Annotated in this window: 17 protein-coding genes; 9 read left to right on the plus strand and 8 right to left on the minus strand. The window is 48.4% G+C overall.

The window, feature by feature from the left end:
* Positions 1–225: 225 nt before the first annotated feature.
* Positions 226–1,698 carry a C4-dicarboxylate transporter DcuC gene (gene dcuC, locus C3432_RS12830; RefSeq protein WP_181012916.1) on the minus strand — a complete coding sequence of 491 codons (1,473 nt, stop codon included), beginning with the start codon at positions 1,696–1,698 and terminating at the stop codon, positions 226–228.
* Between the two features lie 180 nt (positions 1,699–1,878).
* On the opposite strand from dcuC, the gene C3432_RS12835 reads away from it, so the two are divergent.
* Positions 1,879–3,225, plus strand: a complete 1,347-nt coding sequence (locus C3432_RS12835) for a class-II fumarase/aspartase family protein (protein WP_103777013.1) — start codon at positions 1,879–1,881, stop codon at positions 3,223–3,225.
* Between the two features lie 108 nt (positions 3,226–3,333).
* Here the strand turns inward: C3432_RS12835 and C3432_RS12840 are convergent, their stop codons facing one another.
* The 3 genes from C3432_RS12840 to C3432_RS12850 all read right to left on the minus strand — a co-directional run bounded on the left by C3432_RS12840 (position 3,334) and on the right by C3432_RS12850 (position 5,278).
* Entirely contained in the window at positions 3,334–4,257 is a 924-nt protein-coding gene (locus C3432_RS12840; protein WP_103777014.1) for a LysR family transcriptional regulator, read from the minus strand.
* A gap of 339 nt (positions 4,258–4,596) precedes the next feature.
* Positions 4,597–4,818: a hypothetical protein gene (locus C3432_RS12845; protein WP_103777015.1), complete on the minus strand. Its 222-nt coding sequence runs from the start codon at positions 4,816–4,818 to the stop codon at positions 4,597–4,599.
* A gap of 64 nt (positions 4,819–4,882) precedes the next feature.
* Positions 4,883–5,278, minus strand: coding sequence for a rhodanese-like domain-containing protein (locus tag C3432_RS12850; protein ID WP_103777016.1), 396 nt, complete (start codon positions 5,276–5,278; stop codon positions 4,883–4,885).
* Positions 5,279–5,362: 84 nt separating this feature from the next.
* Between C3432_RS12850 and ftrA the strand changes: the two genes are divergently transcribed.
* The 7 genes from ftrA to C3432_RS12885 all read left to right on the plus strand — a co-directional run bounded on the left by ftrA (position 5,363) and on the right by C3432_RS12885 (position 13,105).
* A complete protein-coding gene (ftrA, locus tag C3432_RS12855; protein ID WP_103777017.1) occupies positions 5,363–6,415 on the plus strand; it encodes a transcriptional regulator FtrA in 1,053 nt (350 codons plus the stop codon).
* 854 nt (positions 6,416–7,269) lie between these two features.
* The gene (locus C3432_RS12860) at positions 7,270–7,986 is read left to right on the plus strand and encodes a nucleoside recognition domain-containing protein (RefSeq protein ID WP_103777018.1); all 717 of its coding nucleotides are present in this window, start codon (positions 7,270–7,272) and stop codon (positions 7,984–7,986) included.
* Positions 7,986–8,450, plus strand: coding sequence for a YjiG family protein (locus tag C3432_RS12865; protein ID WP_103777019.1), 465 nt, complete (start codon positions 7,986–7,988; stop codon positions 8,448–8,450). The genes C3432_RS12860 and C3432_RS12865 overlap by 1 nt, the downstream gene beginning before the upstream one ends.
* Positions 8,451–8,463: 13 nt before the next feature.
* Entirely contained in the window at positions 8,464–9,576 is a 1,113-nt protein-coding gene (locus C3432_RS12870; protein ID WP_103777020.1) for a M20 family metallopeptidase, read from the plus strand.
* 639 nt (positions 9,577–10,215) lie between these two features.
* Complete coding sequence (locus tag C3432_RS12875; RefSeq protein WP_103777021.1) at positions 10,216–11,238, plus strand: TRAP transporter substrate-binding protein; 1,023 nt, start codon at positions 10,216–10,218, stop codon at positions 11,236–11,238.
* Between the two features lie 81 nt (positions 11,239–11,319).
* The gene (locus C3432_RS12880; RefSeq protein ID WP_103777022.1) at positions 11,320–11,793 is read left to right on the plus strand and encodes a TRAP transporter small permease; all 474 of its coding nucleotides are present in this window, start codon (positions 11,320–11,322) and stop codon (positions 11,791–11,793) included.
* 31 nt (positions 11,794–11,824) lie between these two features.
* Positions 11,825–13,105, plus strand: a complete 1,281-nt coding sequence (locus tag C3432_RS12885; protein ID WP_103777023.1) for a TRAP transporter large permease — start codon at positions 11,825–11,827, stop codon at positions 13,103–13,105.
* A 45-nt stretch (positions 13,106–13,150) separates the two neighbouring features.
* Here the strand turns inward: C3432_RS12885 and C3432_RS12890 are convergent, their stop codons facing one another.
* Entirely contained in the window at positions 13,151–16,009 is a 2,859-nt protein-coding gene (locus tag C3432_RS12890; protein ID WP_103777857.1) for an autotransporter outer membrane beta-barrel domain-containing protein, read from the minus strand.
* 113 nt (positions 16,010–16,122) lie between these two features.
* Complete coding sequence (locus C3432_RS12895) at positions 16,123–16,668, minus strand: hypothetical protein (protein ID WP_103777024.1); 546 nt, start codon at positions 16,666–16,668, stop codon at positions 16,123–16,125.
* A 769-nt stretch (positions 16,669–17,437) separates the two neighbouring features.
* Here C3432_RS12895 and C3432_RS12900 point away from each other — a divergent pair.
* Positions 17,438–18,091, plus strand: coding sequence for an acyl-homoserine-lactone synthase (locus C3432_RS12900; RefSeq protein WP_103777025.1), 654 nt, complete (start codon positions 17,438–17,440; stop codon positions 18,089–18,091).
* Positions 18,092–18,196: 105 nt separating this feature from the next.
* On the opposite strand, the gene C3432_RS12905 is transcribed toward C3432_RS12900, so the two are convergent.
* Together C3432_RS12905 and C3432_RS12910 are read right to left on the minus strand one after the other, a co-directional pair.
* Positions 18,197–18,919 (minus strand): LuxR family transcriptional regulator, encoded by a 723-nt coding sequence (locus tag C3432_RS12905; RefSeq protein ID WP_103777026.1) that lies wholly within the window; start codon positions 18,917–18,919, stop codon positions 18,197–18,199.
* A 465-nt stretch (positions 18,920–19,384) separates the two neighbouring features.
* Positions 19,385–21,367, minus strand: a complete 1,983-nt coding sequence (locus C3432_RS12910) for a tetratricopeptide repeat protein (protein WP_103777027.1) — start codon at positions 21,365–21,367, stop codon at positions 19,385–19,387.
* Positions 21,368–21,381: the final 14 nt, after the last annotated feature.

The raw sequence follows: 21,381 nt of genomic DNA on the forward strand, positions 1-21,381 counted from the left end.
AATGCGCAATTTTAATTTATCATGATCCCATCTGATAGTGATGAAACCCGCGTAACAAAGGAATACAGCTTAAATAATGTCAAAAATAGCCCGATAACGTTTTCTGGTCATTCGACGCATAGCAAAAGCAAGCTCGTGTCGGGTAAAAGCTTGCCTGCACATTATCCCTGGCAGGCAAGCCAATCAACGCCCCATTCCGGTATACTCCACGAGTATCAATTACGATTAAAGAATAGAAATGGAAAGTGTCATCATTAAGATATAAGCAATAGTTAGTTGAACGCAGTTACGCTTAATAATTTCAAAGGGGGTGACACCAATAAACCCTGATACCGCGATAATAACGCCAGATATGGGTGAGAAACTGCGCCCCAGGCTGGCGGAAAAGTGTAACGGCACCAGCATTTTGAACACTGAAATACCCGCTCCCTGGGCAACTTCAGCGCTTAGCGGGGCGAAGGCATTAAACACTGTAGCAGTTCCCATAATCACTGACCCAAAGAAAATCAGCAGGCTGAAGAGGATAATCATCATGGTGGCATAATGATCCTCGTTGGGGATAAAGCTGAACAAGATGTCAATAAACCCAATTTTGATAATACCCGCGACCAGCACCTGGGCGCACAACAGGATTGACACCACCGTGATGAAAGATTGCCCCATTTGGTCAAAAAGTCCCATGACCTTTTCAGTGGATTTTTTAAGATCCAATGACCTGATCGAGTCAATGAGAAAAGCAATAAAGAATGACAGAATAATGGCTGATACCACATCAATTTTCAATTGCAGGAAGGAAGGCAAATGCTCTTCGATCAAACTGGAGAACGTAAACAGGATGATCATCGGAACCACGGGCAACAGAGCATAGTAGCCAGGAATATGAGAGGCGATTTCAGCCGTTTTTTCGTTTTCTTCCGGCTGCTCGTCGTTAACGCCTTCTTTTTTATCCCAGTATGCCTGCATGATCATGTGGGATATGCCAATCACAATGAACAGAATTGCGACTATAGGGATCTGTTTATCAACAAAAAAGGAAAACAAGTCATACCCGGTTATTTCGGAGATGAGTACGCTGCCCGTGGCGGATGGCCCATAATCAATACAAATCCCGGAAGCAATCACTGAAGCCACTGCCGCCCTGGAGCATCCAATCGAGCGCAATACTGGAAACAGTGTGGTCAACATTAACAGCGCCAGGCCCGACGGGCTTGAAATAAACAGTGCCAGCACCTGCATCAGAATATAACAAACGCCCAGCAGGATATATTTGGCATTTATTCTCTTTAGCGGTTTGATACACAGCTCAACCAGTTTTGCCGAGGCGCCAATGTCGTTCATATACCTCGAAAATCCGGCAATCACCATAATAATCAATCCCAGTCTGGCGATGCTGTCAGAGAAAACAGACTTGATTTCAATGAATATGTCTAAAAACGTTGAGCCTGAGGAAGCTTTGGTCATATCGACATCAGGAAAGAACAGGGCCGTAATGATTAATAAACTAATGCCTCCTGTCAGGATCACCGCCTGGGCATAATACTTTTTAGCAATGCCCATACTAACCAGAACGATAACTAAAAATGAAGCTGTCAGAACGAACGCCTGGGTACCGAACGCTAACTTCAGTGCACCTAAGGCGATAAAACCCAAAATAATGAAGAGCACTATCCTGGCTTGTTTCCCTATTACCTTTTGCATGAGCGCCACCTGTGTAGTTTCATTACTTAAATGATATAATCTCATAACCATAAAATCATGTGACATTGATCTCAAAAGTAAAAAATGCCATAAAAACGCTCACTTTCACTTTATCAACATAACACAATGCATATAACATGAGTTATGAAGTCATAATCTTTAAGTGATAAGGAGAGTGCAATGAGTACGGGAATGTTTGAGTCATGCATCACAGGACATTGGTTTAATACCAAAGCTAAAGCGATCTGGTCGGATACCGGTACCATTCAGGCCTGGCTTGATGTTGAAGCGGCACTTGCCCAGGCCCAGGCGCGACTGGGTATGATCCCTCAGGCTGGAGCAGATATTATTTCCCGCTCGGCAAACGTTGAGTTACTTGATATCGAAGCCATTAAAAACGGGATACGGGAAACTTGCCATCCGTTCGTCCCGGTATTAAAGGAATTTGAGCGGGCGTGTGGGAAAGAGGCAGCCGGATACATTCACTGGGGTGCCACAACACAAAATATTTTTGATACCGGAGCCGTGTTGCAGCTGCGTAGCAGTCATAAATTAATGTCCGATTTTCTGGCTAAGACACTGGCTGCATTGAGGGATTTGGCCGCGACGTCAAAAGATTACGTTCAAGCCGGACGGACCCACGGTCAGCATGCTTTGCCAATTACCTTTGGTTTTAAAGTTGCTGGTTGGTACGCTGAACTCTATCGCATTGAAAAAAGACTGAATGACGCTACTGAGGATGCTTTCATCGTTAGTATGGGGGGAGCGGTCGGTACGTTTTCCGCGATGGAAGGTCATGGCCGGGAAGTGCAGGAAGGGATTGCACGTTTGCTGGAGCTGTCTTCCAGCCCAGTCCCGGTTCGCACATCCTATGACGGCGTGACGCATTATGTTGCCGTCCTTGGTCAACTCGCTGCCTTTGCCGAAAAAGTCGCAGAAGAACTGATTTTTCTTCAGAGAACTGAAATTGCTGAGCTGGAAGAAAGTTTCCATCATGGGAAAGTCGGCAGCTCGACGATGGCGCAAAAACGTAATCCCCAGAACGCTCAGAATCTGGTTGGGCTGGCTCAACTGATGCAGTCGCGAATTCCTTTATCATACAGATCAATGGTGAGAATGAATGAAGGGGATGCGGCGGAAAGTAATGTCATGGATGTCACACTGCCGGAAGCTGCGATACTTTCAGTGTCGATCGCCGAAAATTTACTCAATCTTATCAGTGGATTACAGGTTTATCCCGCAACAATGCTGGAGAATATCCGCCTGACTAAAGGACTGATTCTTTCTGAGTCAATAATGATGGCCCTGGCAAAAGATATTGGCCGTTCAGAAGCTCACCATCTTCTCTATGAAGCGGCAATGGAATCGGTGCGACATCACTCTTCATTCTCCGACTGCATCCGTAATCAACTCACCAAAGCGAAAATAAACGTCTCCATTGATATCGAAAGTCTGTTGGACGAAACACGTTATATTGGTGAAGCGGTAAACTGTGTGGAGTATGTTTTGCAAAATTTAAAACATTAACCTGCAGTCGCTCCCTTTATTCAGAATGAATCTGTAAGCCCGATACTCACTCTCGGGCTTACATTGTTGTAACGCATTGTCTGACGATCGCTTCGCGATCGGCGCAAACTATTTGAAAGCAGGCTTAAATACCCTGGTCTGAGCGGTGATAAAATCGATATAATCCATACAGAAAGGATTAATGCTATTAAGCAGCGAAAAAAACATCATTTCATCATAAATATCGATATCAATATCTTTTATTATAAAATTATCCTGAGCACGGTTGGCGAGAGGAAAATCAGGAACTAAACACAATCCCAGGTTTTCGCTAACAAAGCTCAGCGCAACCAGCGAATCAGAAACCTCTGCAACCACATTAATTTTTATACCAGCCTCTGAAAATACCTTTTTTACCTTTGATGAAAGGATATTCCTTGACGTGTGCATAATTACGTTTCTGAAATTAAAATCACTCAATTCAATTTTATCTTTCTTTGCCAGTTCGTGATTTTTATGCATCAGGCAAACAATTTTAGACTTGAATATTGGGTGAGAAGATAACTCAGCGGTTCGGTTATTGATATCGGCATTTGCTAAAGCAATGTCTGCTCGCCCCTCTCTGATTTCATTTAACATATCAACTGAGTTAACCACTGAGAAGTTAACTTTTACATTATTTCTCTCTTTAATATAGCGGGCTGTCAAAGGGGCTAAAAACGAATACGCTATGGTAGGCGTGGTAATCACTCTGATTATTTGAGATGAATGGTTAGCCCAGTTATTTTCATCAATTCTTTGCAGGGAAGAGAATATGTTTAATATTTCTTCATAAAAGAAAAGAGCTTCCTTCGTGGGGGTTATTCTGCCTTTATCTCTGGTAAAAAGCACTTTCCCTGATTTTTCTTCAATATTGGCGATGACCTTACTTACCGCTGGCTGGCTGATCCCTAAGTATTCTGCTGCCTGGGTGACAGAGCCTTTTTCTATAAGGGCTTTGATAATTTCAAAGTCTCTGAATGATGCCCAGCGCACTGACAGGTTTTTTTTCATTTTTTCTTCCCACCGCAGAGATAAAGTTTGACGCAATCCAACTCGAATAGCATTTTCAGATCCTGTCCCTTAACTTTCACCATCGCCTGCAATTCTATCATATTTCGACATGATTACACGACGTCAAAGTGGATTCGGTAACCCCTCCGTGCGGTCGCGCCTTCCGGGCTTTTACCTGCTAACGCGCAGGATGTTGCCTTAAATATTGTTGCCTGTTTTTAGCCCGATTATCTCTCCCGCACACTGTTGAGCGCTATTTTTAAAATCGCAACGATTTCACGGTTGACTGTGCAGCCGTAAATAGACCCGCTTTAGCTCCATGCACTGTTGAGATCCCGGTCATTGACCCTGGCTCAAAATCAGTGCAGCACAAAACACGGCCACCATCCGCTGCGAAAATCGGTTATTAATTTTTGCATGGGTTTGCCCGGGTGAAGCTGTTCGTGTGAGATGGGGAATATCAATACGGATACCAACCTGCGGAATATTCCGGCTGAGTGAATAAAGCGGTAATAGCCTGGAAATAATAATACCGGTGAAATAAAGGAACGGGCCAATCACAGAGTCCTGCTGGAAATAGCCCGTTCAGACATATTAGCTATCAGTTTTTTGCAACAGCGTCCTTTCAGGCTGTAGCAAAAGCCAGACCTTCATCCTCCCAGCCTTTAATCCCCCCAATCATTATTTTCACCGGGCGACCGAGCTGAGCCAACTTCAGCGCCGCGCGATCGGCGCCATTACAGTGAGGCCCGGCACAATACACGACAAACAGGGTATCTCTTGACCATTGATCTAAGGACTCCGTATTTATCAGCCGATGAGGGAGATGAAGCGCTCCGGGTATATGGCAACGGGCAAAACTCTCTGCGCTACCCACCACATGTAAAAGGACAAAATCTTTTTCACCAGCGGCCATTGCAGAATGTACGTCGGAACAGTCAGTCTCCATGCTAAGACGCTGCTGGAAATGGGCGATGGCTTCTTCAGGCGTGGCGGCTGAAATATCAGTGACAGTACTCATTTTATCTTTTCCTCTTGTGGTCAAATCCGCTGTTGTGTTACCTCTTATCTCATCAAATAATTGCCATCAAAACAGCCGCTGACCATGACAGATTCCACCAAAATCACGACAACTTTTTCTCGTCCGCTGGTCGTTGTCCTCGCCTATGACGGGCTATGTACTTTCGAGTTTGGGGTCGCAGTGGAGGTTTTTGGGCTTCCCCGCCCGGAACTGGGAGATAGCTGGTATCGTTTTGCGGTTGCGTCTGTTGATCAAGGTGAGTTGCAGGCAACCGGAGGGATCCGCATCGTCGTTGATGGCGGGTATGAATTGCTTCAGGAGGCAGACACGATTGTCGTTCCTGGCTGGCGCGGGGTGAACTCACCTGTCCCGAAAGCATTATGCGATGCGCTTCGGGCAGCACATCAACGCGGTTGCCGGGTGATATCCATCTGTTCCGGTGTCTTTGTACTGGCTGCGGCAGGTTTGCTGGACGGGCGTAAGGCGACGACACACTGGCGCTACACCAGCGAACTCCAGCAGCGTTTCCCGGCAATAAACGTTGTGGACGATGTGCTCTATGTCGGTGACGACGCATTACTGACTTCAGCCGGTAGCGCTGCCGGGATTGATTTGTGTCTGCATGTGGTACGCAGCGACTTTGGTCTTGATGTTGCCAATAATGTGGCTCGCCGCCTGGTCCTTCAGCCTCACAGGGACGGTAGCCAGACCCAGCAACAGCTTCGCCCTGTCGCCCGCAGTCGGGAAAGCCAGCGTTTTGGCCTTCTGCTTGACTGGCTACATCATAATATCGCCGGGAAGCACACCCTTGATTCTCTGGCCAGCCATGTCGGTATGAGCCCCCGAACGCTGACCCGTCGATTTCAGGAATCAACGGGACTCACCCCTGCCCGCTGGCTGATGAATGAACGACTCAACCGCGCACAGCAGGCGCTCAGTACTTCCCATTTCAGTATTGAGCAAATAGCTCAGCAAACGGGGTTCGGCAGTGCTAACGCTCTGCGCTACCACTTTCACCAACGATTTGGCATCAGTCCGCAGACGTTACGCAAGATGCGTACTCCTCAACCCGAATTCACCAACAGAAAACGAGAAGCCACGGGCTTAGTCGCCATCTCTGAACATAAAGATGATTAAAATGGCAGGTTACGCCGATACGCGAAAATAATATTCCTGGCGACCGATATAACTTGACCGTTTGGTCAAAAACATCAAATCTGACGGTTTGCTGTCAGGGGGCAAATAACGTCAAATTGATGATATCGTCATCGCCGGAAGTCAGTGAAGGGATATATACGGCGACTTTAAAAACATTCATCCTTTCCTGACGTCCACCCCTGATATTATTAATAAACGTTTTCCATACCTGATACAATTATGCAACTCAACAACAACCGGTCAATTCTTAATCAATCACGTAATAATTCCTCAGGGATGGCAGAGGAATATCCCGAATAATTCTGTACGGTGATTGATGAATCGCCTGAAAAGGAAATATCTCGCCTTGCTAATGAGAAACAGCATCCCGATAAAATATAACACATTGAAATGTAATACATTAAAATAAAACACACTGCTTTACACTGAGTTTTCCCACCCGGCTAAATCAATGAAAAAGTGTGAACTACATCCAGCAAAATACCGATATTATGAGAAGAATGAGGATAAGAAAACCAGGGCTAACCGGGAAGAGTAACGTATTTTTATGTAATTTACCGGTGATTTTTTAGACAACCTGAAAAGATTAAATTCTTAGGCATGTAATCATTTCGGCCAAAATTACCAATTTTAATTTTCTATTTCCTCATACCTGAAATCGATTTCTGCGAGATGTACAGACAGTAAGCGAGCGGCAGGTTGTGCGTTATTAATCACACTTTAACGTAAGTTATTTATCGCTTTTGGAATTCAATGATTTCGGTCATTTTTCATATCAAATTCGCCACCTATCTTATCGGTATTCATAGAGATGATCGACTAAGGGGAAATATATGAATGTAAACACTGATGAACATAAGGTGGGGCCGGGTGCATATTTTGCTCTTGCATTTGCCGTGGTCTTTTTTTCCGGATTACTCGGCGGCCAGGAGTGGTACGGCGTTTTCGATTTCACGACGCTAAACGGTACGTTCGGCAGAGTCGTCAGCAAAGCGAGCCTTGAAGGGGATACGCTGGTCACCGCAACGAGCGCGTTCAGGGGAACCGGCGGTACCGGCGCAATGGATGGTTTTCTGTTTGCACTTGGGCTTATTCCGGCGGTGATGTTTGCCCTGGGCATGATAAATGTTCTGGAGCATTATGGCGCTCTCCGTGCCGCACGTCGCCTGTTAACTCCGATGTTGCGCCCGCTCCTGGGTATTCCTGGGACCACCGGCCTTGCTTTAATCGGCAGTTTGCAAAGTACCGATGTCGGTGCGTCACTGACGCGCAACCTGGCAGATGAAGGCCAAATCAGCGAGAAAGAAAAAGATGTCTTCGCTATGTTTCAATTTTCCGCAGGTGCAATGATCACTAACTTTTTTTCCTCCGGTGCGATCCTCTTTACGTTAATCGCCGTTGATGGTTCTACGGCTGTTCCGACCTCTATCGGGGCGTGTCTTGCGGTGATGTTTATCATGAAAATCGTGGGCGCTAACCTGATGCGTCTGCTCCTGACCTTTACGGATAAAGATGTCGCTATGAAAACTGACACCAAAGGAGAAGCATGATGAATACGCAAAATTCCAACCCGGTGATCACGGATGTTTTCGTCGCTGGCGCCCGGAAAGGCTGGAACATAGCCACCAGCAGTACACTGCCCAATGTCGTGATGGCATTCATTATCATTAAAGCACTGGAATTAACGGGAGCGCTGAAGGGCCTGGGGCTTATTTTCGCGCCGCTGATGGGATTATTTGGACTCCCCGGTGAAGCAGCCGCGGTGCTTATCGGCGGATGGATGTCGATGGGAGGGGGAATTGGTGTCGCCATCGGTTTGTTTGATAAAGGTATTATCAGCGGTGAACATCTGGCGATCCTCGCCCCTGCGATTTACCTGATGGGCTCTCAGGTTCAATATCTGGGTCGTATCCTTGGGGTGATCGGTACCCGAGCCAAACGTATTCCCCTGATGATTGGTATCTCCGTGCTGAACGCATTTATCGCCATGTTGCTGATGCGCATTATTGTATAGATAAGGAAGTCATATGAACCTTGAGCGCTATATTGAAGAACTTGAAACACTCGTCAACGTGGATTGCGGCACGCAGACGCTGGAAGGCGTGGCGCTGGTTGCCGAACGACTCCAGACGTTGTGGCTACAGGAAGGCTGGAATGTCGAGCAGGTTAATCTCGGCGACCAGGTTGGCCCGGCTTTACTGGTCACGAACAAGCCGCAGACGATACACTTTGACGTTCTGCTTGTTGGTCATCTGGATACCGTCTTTCCCCCAGGAACCGTCGCCGAACGCCCAATGAGCCGCGATACGGAACGGCTTTACGGCCCGGGCGTTTCAGACATGAAGAGTGGATTATTAAATATTTTGTGGGCGATTCGCGAGCTGGATGAAGCTGACAAATCCCGTCTCAGCATCGCCATCGCCATGAACCCCGACGAAGAAACCGGCTCAGTATGGTCTCATGAGTGGATTGGCGAACTGGCAAAACGCTCGCGCGTCGTGCTTGTCTGCGAAGCCGCGCGTGCGGACGGTTCTCTGGTTAAAGCGCGTAAAGGCATGGCGGGATATCACCTGACCTTCAAAGGTAAAGCGGCTCATGCCGGAAACGATCCCGAAAAAGGCCGTTCGGCGATAACCGCTCTCGGTAACAGTATCATTGCCATCAACGCGCTGGCGGATATATCGCGAGGAACCACGCTAAATATTGGGGTGATCAAAGGGGGAAGCGCAGCAAATGTGGTGGCTGACGAAGCATTTGCAGAGCTTGACGTTCGTTTCTGGGAAAATGAAGAGTACGCGCGGATAAGCCAGAGCCTGGAAAAAATGTGCCGCGAGGGTTTTCTTGAAGGCGTAACGACCTCCCTGGAGCAGGTAAATCACAAACCGGCAATGTCGGTGAATGAGAAAACAGCATCCTTGATTTCTCTGGTGGAAAAAGCGGGTGAAGAAGAAGGTATCCCGATTACCTGGCAAGCGGTCGGCGGCGGCAGTGATGCGAACCACACCGCTGCACTGGGTATTCCTACCCTCGACGGCCTCGGTCCGGTAGGCGCTGGTTTTCACAGCGCAGAGGAATATTTGCAGACAGACTCCATCATTCCGCGTATTCGCCTGTTACGTCGAATAATTTCGATGCTCTGACAGATATCCATGCGATCCTGAACCGGGGAGAATTTTGCTCCCTGGTTCAGGGAGAATAACCCCCCCGTCGTTATCGTACCAGGATTTTTGCTCCTGAAATGACATGGTTATCCCTGAAAATACAAGGTGCTTGCCGGATTGTTTTAGCTGCCTGAGCATCCGTTGGTGCTGTCATGCAATCATGGCACCCTGCGTAGCCGCCAGGCTATACGCAATGGTTGCTGATTTTTCTGTGCTACCAACAAGGGAAAACCCGACTATTCTGTTATTTCTGCTTCCGTAGTGAGCGGTTCCCTCGACGACTAATTATCCATAATTGAATAAAAATCACACTTTCTTTATCTGACGCGTGATCTTATTCACAATGAAGAGGTTAACTATTGCCCAATGGAATCGGTACCATTAATGTGGTTGTAGAGGAGTTTAATTTGTTGAAAGTGCCAGGAGTCAAGACAGAACATGGAATAGCACCTTGTACTATCTCGACTCTGCCGTACCGCCATTCCCCAAACGTATCCGAGGCAAAAAACGGAAAAACAGCGATTCAGATGTGTGGTGGGAGCCGCTGGTAGTCATACTGCTTCAGATAAGAAGGGGATTTCCACTGTCAGATAATCTTCGCAGAATGGACACTCGCCAATGAAAAAAATAACGAACATCTTTACCTCCGCCCTGATTGCCACCTCGCTGTCAATTGGCTATCTGGCTACCGCGGGAGCCGCTGATATCAGTTCTCGTTCACTCAAAATGCCGCTGGTTAACGCGCTGGATCACCCTCAGGGACTGGGTGCTAAAGCGTTTGCCGATGAAGTGGAAAAAAATAGCGACGGTAAAATTAAGATCAAGATTTTCGCGAACGGCGTGCTTGGCGGTGAACAACAGGTGGCCTCCGCCATGCAGGGCGGTACCATTGAACTGTCGATGATGTCTCCGGCCCAGCTGGTCGGCACCATACCGGAATTTGTCGTGCTCGACTTCCCGTTCTCCTTCAAGAATGAAGCACAGGCCGATGCGGTACTGGACGGACCGTTGGGAGAAAAACTGATGACCTATATGCCGGATAAAGGTTGGGTCGGCCTGGCCTACATGGAGCAGGGCTATCGCAGCGTCAGCAATAATAAACGTCCGGTCAACACCCGGGAGGATCTGCAGGGACTGAAGATCAGAACCATCCTTAATCCGCTGTATATTGACATGTTCAAGGCGCTGGGCGTCAACGCCATTCCAATGCCAATGCCGGAGCTGTACACCGCCCTGGAAACCAAAACGGTGGACGGTCAGGAAAACCCGGAAACCACTCTGGACGCCAACAAGCTGTATGAAGTACAGAAATACTTCAGCGGTACGCGTCATATCTACAACCCGCAGATGCTGATGGTCAGTAAGAAGCTGTGGGATAAACTGTCCGAAGATGAGAAGAAAATCTTCCAGGACGCTTCCTATGTTGCCCGTGACGTACAGCGCAAGGCAGCCCGCGAGATGACCGAAAAAGCCAGAACTAATCTGATCGCCCACGGCGTACAGTTAAACGAACTGCCTCCTGAAGAGCTGGCTAAGATGAAGGAAATCGTACAACCCGTCACCGACAAATATGCCGCCGAACTGGATCCCGAGTTAATTGCCCTGTTCAAGCAGGAGCTTGAGCGTACCAATAACCTGTAACCCTCAGCGCGGTGACGCGAAGACGTCACCGCGTTTCCTCCCTGCGCAAATTGCTCTGATGTTTACAGGAGTGGGTAAACAATGAAAGAGATCGAAAGATATCTGCTGCGTATTATTGATATCATTGTGGTCGGCTGCTTCTTTGTCATGACTGCCGTGGTGTTCGTGAACGTCATTCTGCGCTATGCCTTCAACTCAGGAATTACCTCCTCAGAAGAGCTATCGCGCCTGTGCTTTGTCTGGCTGACGTTCCTCGGTGCAATACTGGCAATGAAAGAAAATGCGCATATTCGCGTTGATTCCTTTGTCAGACGACTGTCGGCGCGCGGCAGGAAAAGCTGTGCGGTGATTACCAACGTATTGATCATCTACGTTTGCTGGCTGCTGTTTGACGGCAGTCTGACCCAAACGCTAATTAATCTTGATACCCAATCCCCGGCCTTAGGGATCCCTATGGCGTTTTTATACATTACCGGCGCGATATCCAGCGTAGGTATCATCATTTATGCCCTAAGGAACCTCTACCAGCTGCATAAATCGATGAACATAGATTAGCCGTAGCCGATAAAAATAAAGGATTGCTATCATGACATTAGCTATTTTTCTTGGGGTTCTGGCATTCGGTATCATCATTGGAATGCCCATCTCTTTCGCCCTGCTGCTTTCCGGCGTGGCGATGATGTGGCAGTTGGATATGTTCGATGCTCAGCTGATCGCCCAGAACGCCATAGACGGCACCAATAACTTCGTCCTGCTCGCCGCACCGTTCTTTATCCTGGCCGGAGAGGTGATGAACGCAGGAGGGTTGTCCAAACGAATCATCCGCCTGGCGATGGCCTTTGTCGGACACGTCCCCGGCGGGCTGGGCTACGTGGCCATCTTTGCCGCCATGCTGATGGCCAGCCTCTCTGGTTCGGCCCTGGCGGATACAACCGCACTGGCCGCCATGCTGCTGCCAATGATGCGTGAGGCGGGCTACAATATGAACCGCTCCGCCGGACTGATTGTCTGCGGCGGCGTTATCGCGCCAGTACTACCGCCCAGCATCCCGCTGATCCTGTTTGGTGTTGCCGCACAGGTATCCATCACCAAGCTGTTTATCGGCGGCGTGATCCCCGGAGTCATGATGGGGATCAGCATTCTGGCCGCGTGGTGGCTGGTATCGCGCAAAGACGCCGATACCGTGGTGTATGAAAAGAAACCGCGCTCAGAAGCAATCAGCGCTTTCAAGGACGGCGTCTGGGCGCTCATTCTCCCGTTGATTATTTTGTTCGGTCTGAAGTTCGGCATCTTTACACCTACTGAAGCAGGCGTTATCGCCGCGGCCTACTCGCTGTTTGTAGGTTGTTTTATCTATAAAGAGCTAAAGCTAAAAGATATTTATCGTGTCCTCCTCAACGCGGGCAAAATGACGGCGATGGTGATGTTCCTGGTGGCAGGCGCGATGGTGACCTCATGGCTCATCACCGTAGCCGACCTGCCAGGCCAGCTGGTAGGCCTGCTTGAACCGTTTATTGAGCATCCACGGCTGTTTATGCTGATGTTAGTGCTGGTGCTGCTGGTCGTTGGGCTGGTGATCGATATGACACCGCTAATCCTGATTATGGCGCCAGTGCTGATGCCGGTAGTGACAATTGTTGGTATAGATCCGGTCTATTTCGGCGTGGTATTTGTGATGACCTCCGCGCTCGGGCTGATTACCCCACCGATAGGCACGTCACTGAATGCCGCCTGTAGCATCGGCAACCTGCGTATTGAGGGCGTTTCAATCGCCATGCTCCCCTTCCTGCTGGCGGAAATTGGCGTTGTATTACTGCTGGTTATCTTCCCGGAAATCATCACGATCCCGCTCTCATATATGTTCTAAAAGAAGAAGCCCGTGGTAATCCACGGGCTTCTGTGAAAGGTTTAATTAGAAACTGTAACGGATACCCAGCTGACCACTGTAAGGCGTCTCGAGATGCTGGCCTTTTTCGTAGCTGACTTCTCCCCAGGCTGACCAGCGATCGTTCAGTTTTGCGGTCATCCCCAGGCCGTATTTGCCCGTTGTACCGGACAGGTCATGATTAAACTTCTCGGTATGGTTAATCACCACGTCGTTGTTCTTCATAAATTCATGACGAACGGCCAGTCGCGCATAGGGCTGTAGCACTGTCCCGTCCGCCAGCGCCACATTCTTACCGAAGGTAAATCCGGCTTCCCCTTTCAACGACTGGACGGCATCTGCTTTAACCGACATGCCACTGTCGAGTTTATAATGGGTCTTATCTCCAATAAACCACGATGCCTGAACGTATGGCTCAACAAACCAGTCCTCAAGCGCGATATGCTTCCCGGCTTCTACAGAAATACCGCCGCCAACGGTATTATCTTTCGCATGGGTGCGCCCGCCGTTAAAGTACGGGTTATTCTCCGTGCGGAAATAGTTGGCTTTTAACACGCCATCAACGTAACAGCCGCTGTCGTCTAGCCAGGTCGCATACAGAGCGACGCCATAGCTGTCCGCTTTGCCGTTGGTACTGGATGAGTTCAGATCCGAACGCGTATAGGAAGCCATACCGCCAGCCATGAGCGCGCTGCTTTCCAGATCAAAACGCTTATCACCGCCCAGCATCACGCCATTCATATCCTGACGGTAGCCCACGAGATCCGCTGAAACACGGTAGCGGCTACTGATGTACTTGCCCCAGGCGCCATATTCACCGTCACGCATCTGGCGAATTTCACCGAGACGGGTGCGCAGCGTTGACAGCTCAGCGTCCCAAAGGGTTGGCGTCACGTTGGCCATAGCGATAACCGCTTTGGCGCTTTCCGATAAATCCGGCTTTGTGCCTGGCCCTGGATTCGGATTAGGTGAGGGATTGGGACCCGGATCAGGGCCGGGGCCGGGGCCGGGACCAGGATCTGGCGTATTCGCACCTGGCGACAAATACCAGTTATCCTTATCGCCATCAGCGCCGTGTACCAGATAGTATTTATACGCACCAAGATCGACGCTGCCGTTCGTCATCGCAAAAGTTTCTGCCGCACTGCCATTGGCATAAATCAGATGATAAGGGATTGCGCCGCGACCGCGTAGCTCACTGCCAGAATCCCGCACGGTGACGTTAAATTGCCCCGAGACGGCTTCAGAAACGTTCAGGAAATCCCCCATCCCGCCGGATACGTTGGTATTCATCACGAAGGTACCGTTACCATCCAGCGTGGTGAGCTCAAGACGGTTAAACTGCCCCGCATTGTGCCCCTCTGGAGCGCTAAAATAGACCACGCCATTATTAGTTAAGGCCTTAATTGTAGCGACGGACTCCACGGTATCAGCATTGTGTTTCAGATACAGAGCCGAAGCAGGACCTTGTAAATCTACCGCTGCCGCCCAGGCGCCTTTGCCCAGATTGCCCGTCCAGTCGTGCAGGCTTCCCCCTTCCATCGTCAGCGAGCCATCCTCTACCGTCAGCGCTTTCGTTGAATAGCCGCCGTAGGCGATCAGGCTGCTCCCGCCGCTGCGAATAGTGGTGTCAGAGATATGCCCAAGCGCGAGCACCTCCTGGCGTCCGCCATCAATTACCGTATTACTGGCTTCACCGTACCAGGCCAGTTGCTGAAGACCACCGGCATGGACCGTGGTATTGGTCGCATTAGCCCGGATACCGCCAGTCCAGCCGTCCTGCTCAACCCACTGTCCGCCGGACCAACCGCCCTTCTGACCGCTGATGAGCTGGGTGCCATAGACCTGTGTCCCGTCCGCATTGCCAGTTTGAATACGTTGCAGGCCACCGGCATGAATGGTGGCATTTTTCGCTTGTTGCCCGTTTATGCGCACTTTTGAATCGCTGTCGGAAGTCCAGTCTCCGTCACGCCATTCACCGTCTACGCCGGTGATCACCTGCGTGCCATAAACCTGCGCATTTTCTGAAATTCCCGAGGTAATCGTTTGTCGCGCACCGCCATAGACAGTGGTATCCCGATCCGCTACCTGGTCTTCACCTTCACCGGCATAAACCTGCTGGAATGCCCCGCTATACAGGAACGTATCCACAGCCAGGCCGCTGGCAAGCTGATAACTGCCCGCGCCGATATGAGAGTTTTTCGCCGTGCCGTTATAAATGATTTGCTGGCCGCCATTTTGCACAATCGTATCTTCAACCAACGCGCTGCTGGTGACGGTCAGTATCTGGGTGCCGCCATCAATAAGGTTCGCTTGTGCATAGGCGCTGCCCCCAACCGTCTGCCTTCCGCCGGTTTTCACCACCGTATCATAGGCTTCAGAGTTGCCATTCAGCGTAAGCGCGCCATGATTCTCAACCAGCGTATGGAAGGCTTTGCCACCGGTATTAAGCTGTAAGACCCCGGTTTCAATATTCCCTTTGCTATTGGTATATTCCCCTTTTACCGTGGTATTTACCGCCTGAGAGCCTTCCGCATTGAATATCCCGTCGCCGATATTAAGCTGAACAGAGTTCAACGTATTGTTATAACTGTAAGACCGGTTTAATAAGGTAACGACCTGCTTAGAAAAATTAGGGTCGAGCAGAACAATTTCCTGATTCGCGATATATTTTTCATCTTGAATTGAGAATGAAGGAAAACCTCTACCCCATGTTTGTTCCACCCACGCCCAGCGATCGGTGTAGTCCGGATTCGACAGTAAATCGTCGGGCATCGTGGTGACCTGCACGGGTGGATAAGGCTTAGGGAGCATTTCTGCCGCCGCCAACGGACAGGCGGTTAAGCATAACGCCGGAAAAAACGTATGGTAAAAAACGCGTTTCATATCTAAATCCATAGTCCATACTTCCATATTTAACGAACATAACCATCAGACCCGCAATAGTTAAATGCGGGTAGACTCCAGAAAAACAAAGCTATTATTATGATGAGTACTATTCAGTTCAGAATAAGCAGGTGTTCGAGCTTTCTTACTTTAAATTTCTGAGCAACAGAAGTTTTCCATCCTTGCAGAGTGGAATACGCCCGGCAGTGTTGCTCCTGTAAATAACTCATACTTCCGCCTTCAAGATAATGTCGCAGGAGTAAGACATCCCTTGAAGAGAGTAAGCAGGCGGGGCCAGGAAGCGACCACGCTATCTGACGTCCGATCGCCACAGTATCCAGTCCGCGAATAACATCATCAACAGAACAACGCGTTTCAAAGATAGCGCTGACGGCTTTGCATTTCACAAGCCAGAAAAAAGCCAGGGGCATCAGACGGCAGCTTGAAATAATGATCAGCTGATACCCGCTTTTACTTAATTGAGAAAACGATCGAAAAAAAGAACTCAGCGTATATTTATTGAGATTAATAAACATATAATCTGCACAGGACTCAGCGCTGATAAACTTTCTGGTCAGTATAGAAATGCCTTTCGAAAAATAGATATCATCTTCAGGCCAGCTGGCAACATGACGCTTCTTTACACATTCCGTTGTCATACAGACTCTACTCCCTGGGTCCTGGACAGCCCCATCTATGATTCTGATCAGGGGGAGAGCCTGTTATCCGGTGAGGTTATCCATTCTGATATTATCCGGCACGCCCACCCTGCTGCTGTCGGTGTAAATATGGTAATTCGCCCCTGAATGTGACATAAGGAAAATCGATTGTCAAACCTGATCAATATGATGAAATTAATAGATGATTGCTATCATTAACAGGGCATTGATCGCTGTAATCGATCTTTTTTTCGGAATTTATCTTATTGATTATAGTTAAAACAAAAAGATACATAAAATTTATATTTTGGTAAAAATCCTATTTTTCAGTTGGTTACGTAAATTCACATGCCTTTTACGAAACATTTAGTTACATAAATCTGAAAATTTGTTTGTCATTTCAGAGACAGACGACGCTCTCCCATCAATTTTCTATTTTCGGAGATTTGTGCTGAAAAGGCCCCCCCCCAGCTCCGGAACGTCTTTTCATGGAGCTGACCCCTCTCTTCAGGACATACCGGCGTGGCTATATTGCTGGCTCTCATTCTTCACCATCAATTTATTCATTAATTTTTAAATCCCCCCATCCAGAGTGTCTGAAATAATGAATCAGCACATCAATAAAAATATAAAATTAAAAAGCCCCTTCGATTAATTCTTTATCAATACCTGTAAAAAGAATTATTATTTCTCTGCCCCGGCATGCTACTGGCAAAGCTTCACTGATGTTACCGAATGTAAATGCTACATATTGATAAAAGGTGACATTATGTTTAATGTTTATGTTGTGAATTTTTCATCGCTGAGTCATGGAACAGCAGAAGAATTTTACAGGTTAAGAAAGAATATTTTTAAAGATCGTCTGCAATGGTCAGTCAACAGTTCTGATGGTAAAGAGCACGACGAATTTGATAATGCAAATGCCAATTATATTCTTGGCATTGAAAATGGAATGATAATATGCAGTACCAGGATTATAGATATGAAACATCATAATATGCTGAATGACACATTTTCAGCGTTCTTTAATGACGTTGAGATTCCGGAGGGACATTACATTGAATCAACACGCTTTTTTGTGGATAAAGAAAGAGCTAACTTGCTACCTGGAACGCGGTATCCCGTCGCGCTGATACTCTTCCATACCTTAATCAATTACGCGCAGCGCCATCACTATGACGGCATCCTGGCGGTGGCAAGTCACGCAATGATGCATATCATCAGGAGATCGGGCTGGAATGTTACTGTACTTAAAAAAGGAATATCTGAAAAAAATGAACCCGTGTATCTTCTGCTTGGGCATACGGATGAAGCAAGTCAACAGGCGTTAAAAACCAGGATCTTCAGCCAGAGCGATACGCTGGACGACAGTCTACTCAATGACTGGCCGCTGCCAGTAAATACCCGGTCAGACGCTGAATAATGCGGGTTGCAGGCCCCGTCGTTTTGTGCGGCGCTCGCGCTGGCCCCGAAGGGACGAAGTAACAACGCCAACGCACCGGCGACCTGAAGTATAACGAGTATATAACTATTCAACCGGTTTAATCAGTTGAAGCTCCACCCCAAGTCGTACAGCATGCCGGGCGTTCGCCACGCCCATTTTTTTAACGATATTGGACATATGAAATTTCACCGTGCGTACTTTAATCCCCAGGATCATACCTGTCTCCTGATACGTCTTACCTACGCTCGTCCAGTAAAGGATTTCATTTTCTCGTTGGGTAAACGGGCTTTGTTTATCGGGTTTTTCTGTTTCTTTATGAGGGAGTGAAATCAGGGTCAGGTACGTTTCATGTACTGAGGCTAACAGTAATGAGATATCCCCTTTATTTTGAATGAGGATTTCCATTATCTCATTTCGTTTTGAGGCGGGAACAATAAAGGACAACGTGACCAGGTTATTTTGATAATCATGCAATACAAACGTATAGCCATTAATTATGCCGAACTGGCTGGCCTGATCGAATAATTTGCCAAAATTGAAATCCGGGCGTGTCAACAGTTTCTCATCCCACGAAAACGGCGTTAATTTGTTCAGCGCGGTGATGACAACCGGGTCAGTATACTGCAGGCCTTGTTCTCTGTACTGCGTCACCCACTCATCAGGATAATTGGTTACGCCAAAGATGCAGGACATATCTTTTTTCGATAACACGACATAGGCCCAGGTGAGATCGCCTAACGTATTCAACGTCGCTTCAAGTTGATGCTTTATAATCGCGTCAATATTGGCTTCGTACTCCTTTAACATCAGGTCCTCCTTGTCAGCACATGGGGCGTGTGACATAAATATAACACATGTTAAACAAATCCCCCTGACGATGTTGTTCATCTGACGTTGAGGGTACAGGTATAAGGCCAGTGCAGGCACTGTACCTAAGTCCAGATTATCATCTTAGAAAAATTGTTTTATTATCAAAGCGTAAAGAAGCAAGAAGCACGCATTACTATAAAAAAACCGAACCTCCGTCAGAGAAAGTTCGGTCGGCTAAAGGCCAGACACCAGGGAATATTACTGCGCTGGTAAGCAGACAAAATGACAGGCGGCACAACATTGGCTGTGCCTTTTCTGTTTTTTTATTTGTTACAGTTAAGCAGTCTAAACACCAGTAAAAAGCCCCCAGTCCACCACGGACTGAGGGCTTTTTTTTTGTTTGTCCTGACCCTCCCCCGTAACATCGGGGGAGGGATCATTATCCACGTTCAGTCACAACGTTTAATCCGACAGCGATTCATCCTTTCGCGCGATGTTTCGCCAGATGCCACCAGAAAGTCTTAAATTTTCGGGGCCACTTTTTAGAATCCGGGTCACACATTTCAGATAGTTGTTTTTCCAGCGTTCAGTGAAAGAGGCCTGGCTTTCAAATTTCAACGGATCGACCATTTTCTCAAGGACAAAATGGATATGCCCCTCTCGCCACACAGGCACGCCAAACACTGTCGGCAAGTGCATTTTCCAGGCCAGACGTGAGCAAAAAGTGGAGTAGGTAATCTGCTGACCGTGAAATTCAATGGTGGGCGCCGCAAGGTTCAATGCGCCATCTATTGCGACAACGATGGACTGTCCGCTATGTAAGGTCTGCACACAGGCTCTCACCACTTCAGCTTCGCTTTTATCACTTACCGAAATCAACCTTTCCCCATATCCCCCTTTTATTACGCCTGGGGTAGAAGCAACCCATTTACTGTTCATGTTCAGCAGCGACATGATCATTGGCCCGGCATACATCGCGCCAAGATGAGCTGAGACGACAATGCATCCTCGCTGATCCAGTTGCAGACGCTCAAAGAACTGTTCCACATGCGCGATATTAGCAAGACGGTACATAGGTTCATCGGCTTGCTGTCCGCGGCATTCAAGCCAGTCGAGCAGAAAATTGTCCGCCAGATATCCCCACTTCGCGCGGCGTTCCCATTCACTGCGCTCCATGCCGGATTGCCTGCCGCCGATTTCCCATGCCCAGTCGAGTCGCTCAACCGGCAGGTTAACGTGGTCAATTTTCTCATCCAGCGCCTGAAGCCCTTCTTCGAACGAATTGGCCAGATGCTCGCCTCTGGCCTGAACATAACGCGCGAAAACAGCTTCAGCGTCGTTCCTTTTCCCCGCCTGAAGCAGCGCCGCTGCCGCATAACGGTTCCATTTGCTGGTCACCCCCTTCTCTGACGCCAGGCGCATAAACTCAGCGCTGGCGGCCTCGTACTGACCTTCCTGGCGAAGCGCCCGGGCATAAAGCGCCCTGACATAAGGCAGATTAGGATGGCTCGTTAGCCAGCGTTCAAGCAACGGAATGGCCTGCGCATTCTGCCCCGTCCTGATGAGTACATCGGCATAACATGTCGCCGCCCGTAAATTATCGGGATTAAAGACAATGGCCTGGCGAAAATGCTCAGCAGCCTGAAGTTTCGCCTCCCGGCTCCGGCTGGATTTATAACAGGCCAGCCCCAGACTACGGCGTATTATCGCGCCATCCAGCCCCCTTGCTAATGCGGATTCTCCCGTCTGAATGGCCTCCCGATATTTGCCGATGGCGCTTAATGTATCAACCACCAAACCCGCCGCTTCCTGCGTGTCCACGTTCAGATGCGGAAGCAGCGAAACGGCCAGCTCTTTATCGCCTTTTTCACGGCTTTTATGTAAGAGGCTGACGCAGGCAGACAGGGCTTCACCCTGCAGGGGGTTGGCAAGCGCCTGCGTTCTGGCCAGTTCAATGGCCTGTTTTTCTTTTTCTGATAAAACCAGGCTACGTAAACAGAGGGATAAAATTAGGCTATTACCGGGGAAAGCACGCCAGGCCCGTTCAGCTAACTCTGCGACCGTATTGAAATGCCTGCATTTAATCAAACAGCTCGCGACCAGCTGTACATCCTCTGGCTGACACATATTCACGGCAAGCAGTTTATTCACAACCTGAAGAACAACATCCAGATTACGTGACGCGAGCGGCGAGATAATCCAGCGGCGCAATAGGTTCCGACTATTATTAGCCGTCAGTACGCCGTCGGAGAGTAAAGAGAGACCTGATGTCACCTCTCCCTTACGTAAATAAGCAATCGCAAATAAAAGAATATGTTGCGCATTCCCGGCAGTCTCCTCCACCTTTGTAGGATGCTGGCGGTAATATTCACACAACTCCTCCCAGTTTTCTTTTTTAAGCAGGGTGGTTGGCGATATTTTTTCAACTGTGGTGTATAAGCTCATCGAATTTCCTTCAT

This window comes from Citrobacter amalonaticus (genome assembly GCF_002918555.1).
GTDB classification, from domain to species: Bacteria; Pseudomonadota; Gammaproteobacteria; order Enterobacterales; family Enterobacteriaceae; genus Citrobacter_C; species Citrobacter_C amalonaticus_A.

Coding starts and splice junctions, on each gene's coding strand:
- C3432_RS12860 (WP_103777018.1), top strand. CDS start 7,270: ATGAATGTAAACACTGATGAACATAAGGTGGGGCCGGGTGCATATTTT.
- C3432_RS12870 (WP_103777020.1), top strand. CDS start 8,464: ATGAACCTTGAGCGCTATATTGAAGAACTTGAAACACTCGTCAACGTG.
- ftrA (WP_103777017.1), top strand. CDS start 5,363: ATGACAGATTCCACCAAAATCACGACAACTTTTTCTCGTCCGCTGGTC.
- C3432_RS12910 (WP_103777027.1), bottom strand. CDS start 21,367: ATGAGCTTATACACCACAGTTGAAAAAATATCGCCAACCACCCTGCTT.
- C3432_RS12905 (WP_103777026.1), bottom strand. CDS start 18,919: ATGTTAAAGGAGTACGAAGCCAATATTGACGCGATTATAAAGCATCAA.
- dcuC (WP_181012916.1), bottom strand. CDS start 1,698: ATGCAAAAGGTAATAGGGAAACAAGCCAGGATAGTGCTCTTCATTATT.
- C3432_RS12850 (WP_103777016.1), bottom strand. CDS start 5,278: ATGAGTACTGTCACTGATATTTCAGCCGCCACGCCTGAAGAAGCCATC.
- C3432_RS12875 (WP_103777021.1), top strand. CDS start 10,216: ATGAAAAAAATAACGAACATCTTTACCTCCGCCCTGATTGCCACCTCG.
- C3432_RS12900 (WP_103777025.1), top strand. CDS start 17,438: ATGTTTAATGTTTATGTTGTGAATTTTTCATCGCTGAGTCATGGAACA.
- C3432_RS12890 (WP_103777857.1), bottom strand. CDS start 16,009: ATGAAACGCGTTTTTTACCATACGTTTTTTCCGGCGTTATGCTTAACC.
- C3432_RS12835 (WP_103777013.1), top strand. CDS start 1,879: ATGAGTACGGGAATGTTTGAGTCATGCATCACAGGACATTGGTTTAAT.
- C3432_RS12880 (WP_103777022.1), top strand. CDS start 11,320: ATGAAAGAGATCGAAAGATATCTGCTGCGTATTATTGATATCATTGTG.
- C3432_RS12840 (WP_103777014.1), bottom strand. CDS start 4,257: ATGAAAAAAAACCTGTCAGTGCGCTGGGCATCATTCAGAGACTTTGAA.
- C3432_RS12895 (WP_103777024.1), bottom strand. CDS start 16,668: ATGACAACGGAATGTGTAAAGAAGCGTCATGTTGCCAGCTGGCCTGAA.
- C3432_RS12885 (WP_103777023.1), top strand. CDS start 11,825: ATGACATTAGCTATTTTTCTTGGGGTTCTGGCATTCGGTATCATCATT.
- C3432_RS12865 (WP_103777019.1), top strand. CDS start 7,986: ATGAATACGCAAAATTCCAACCCGGTGATCACGGATGTTTTCGTCGCT.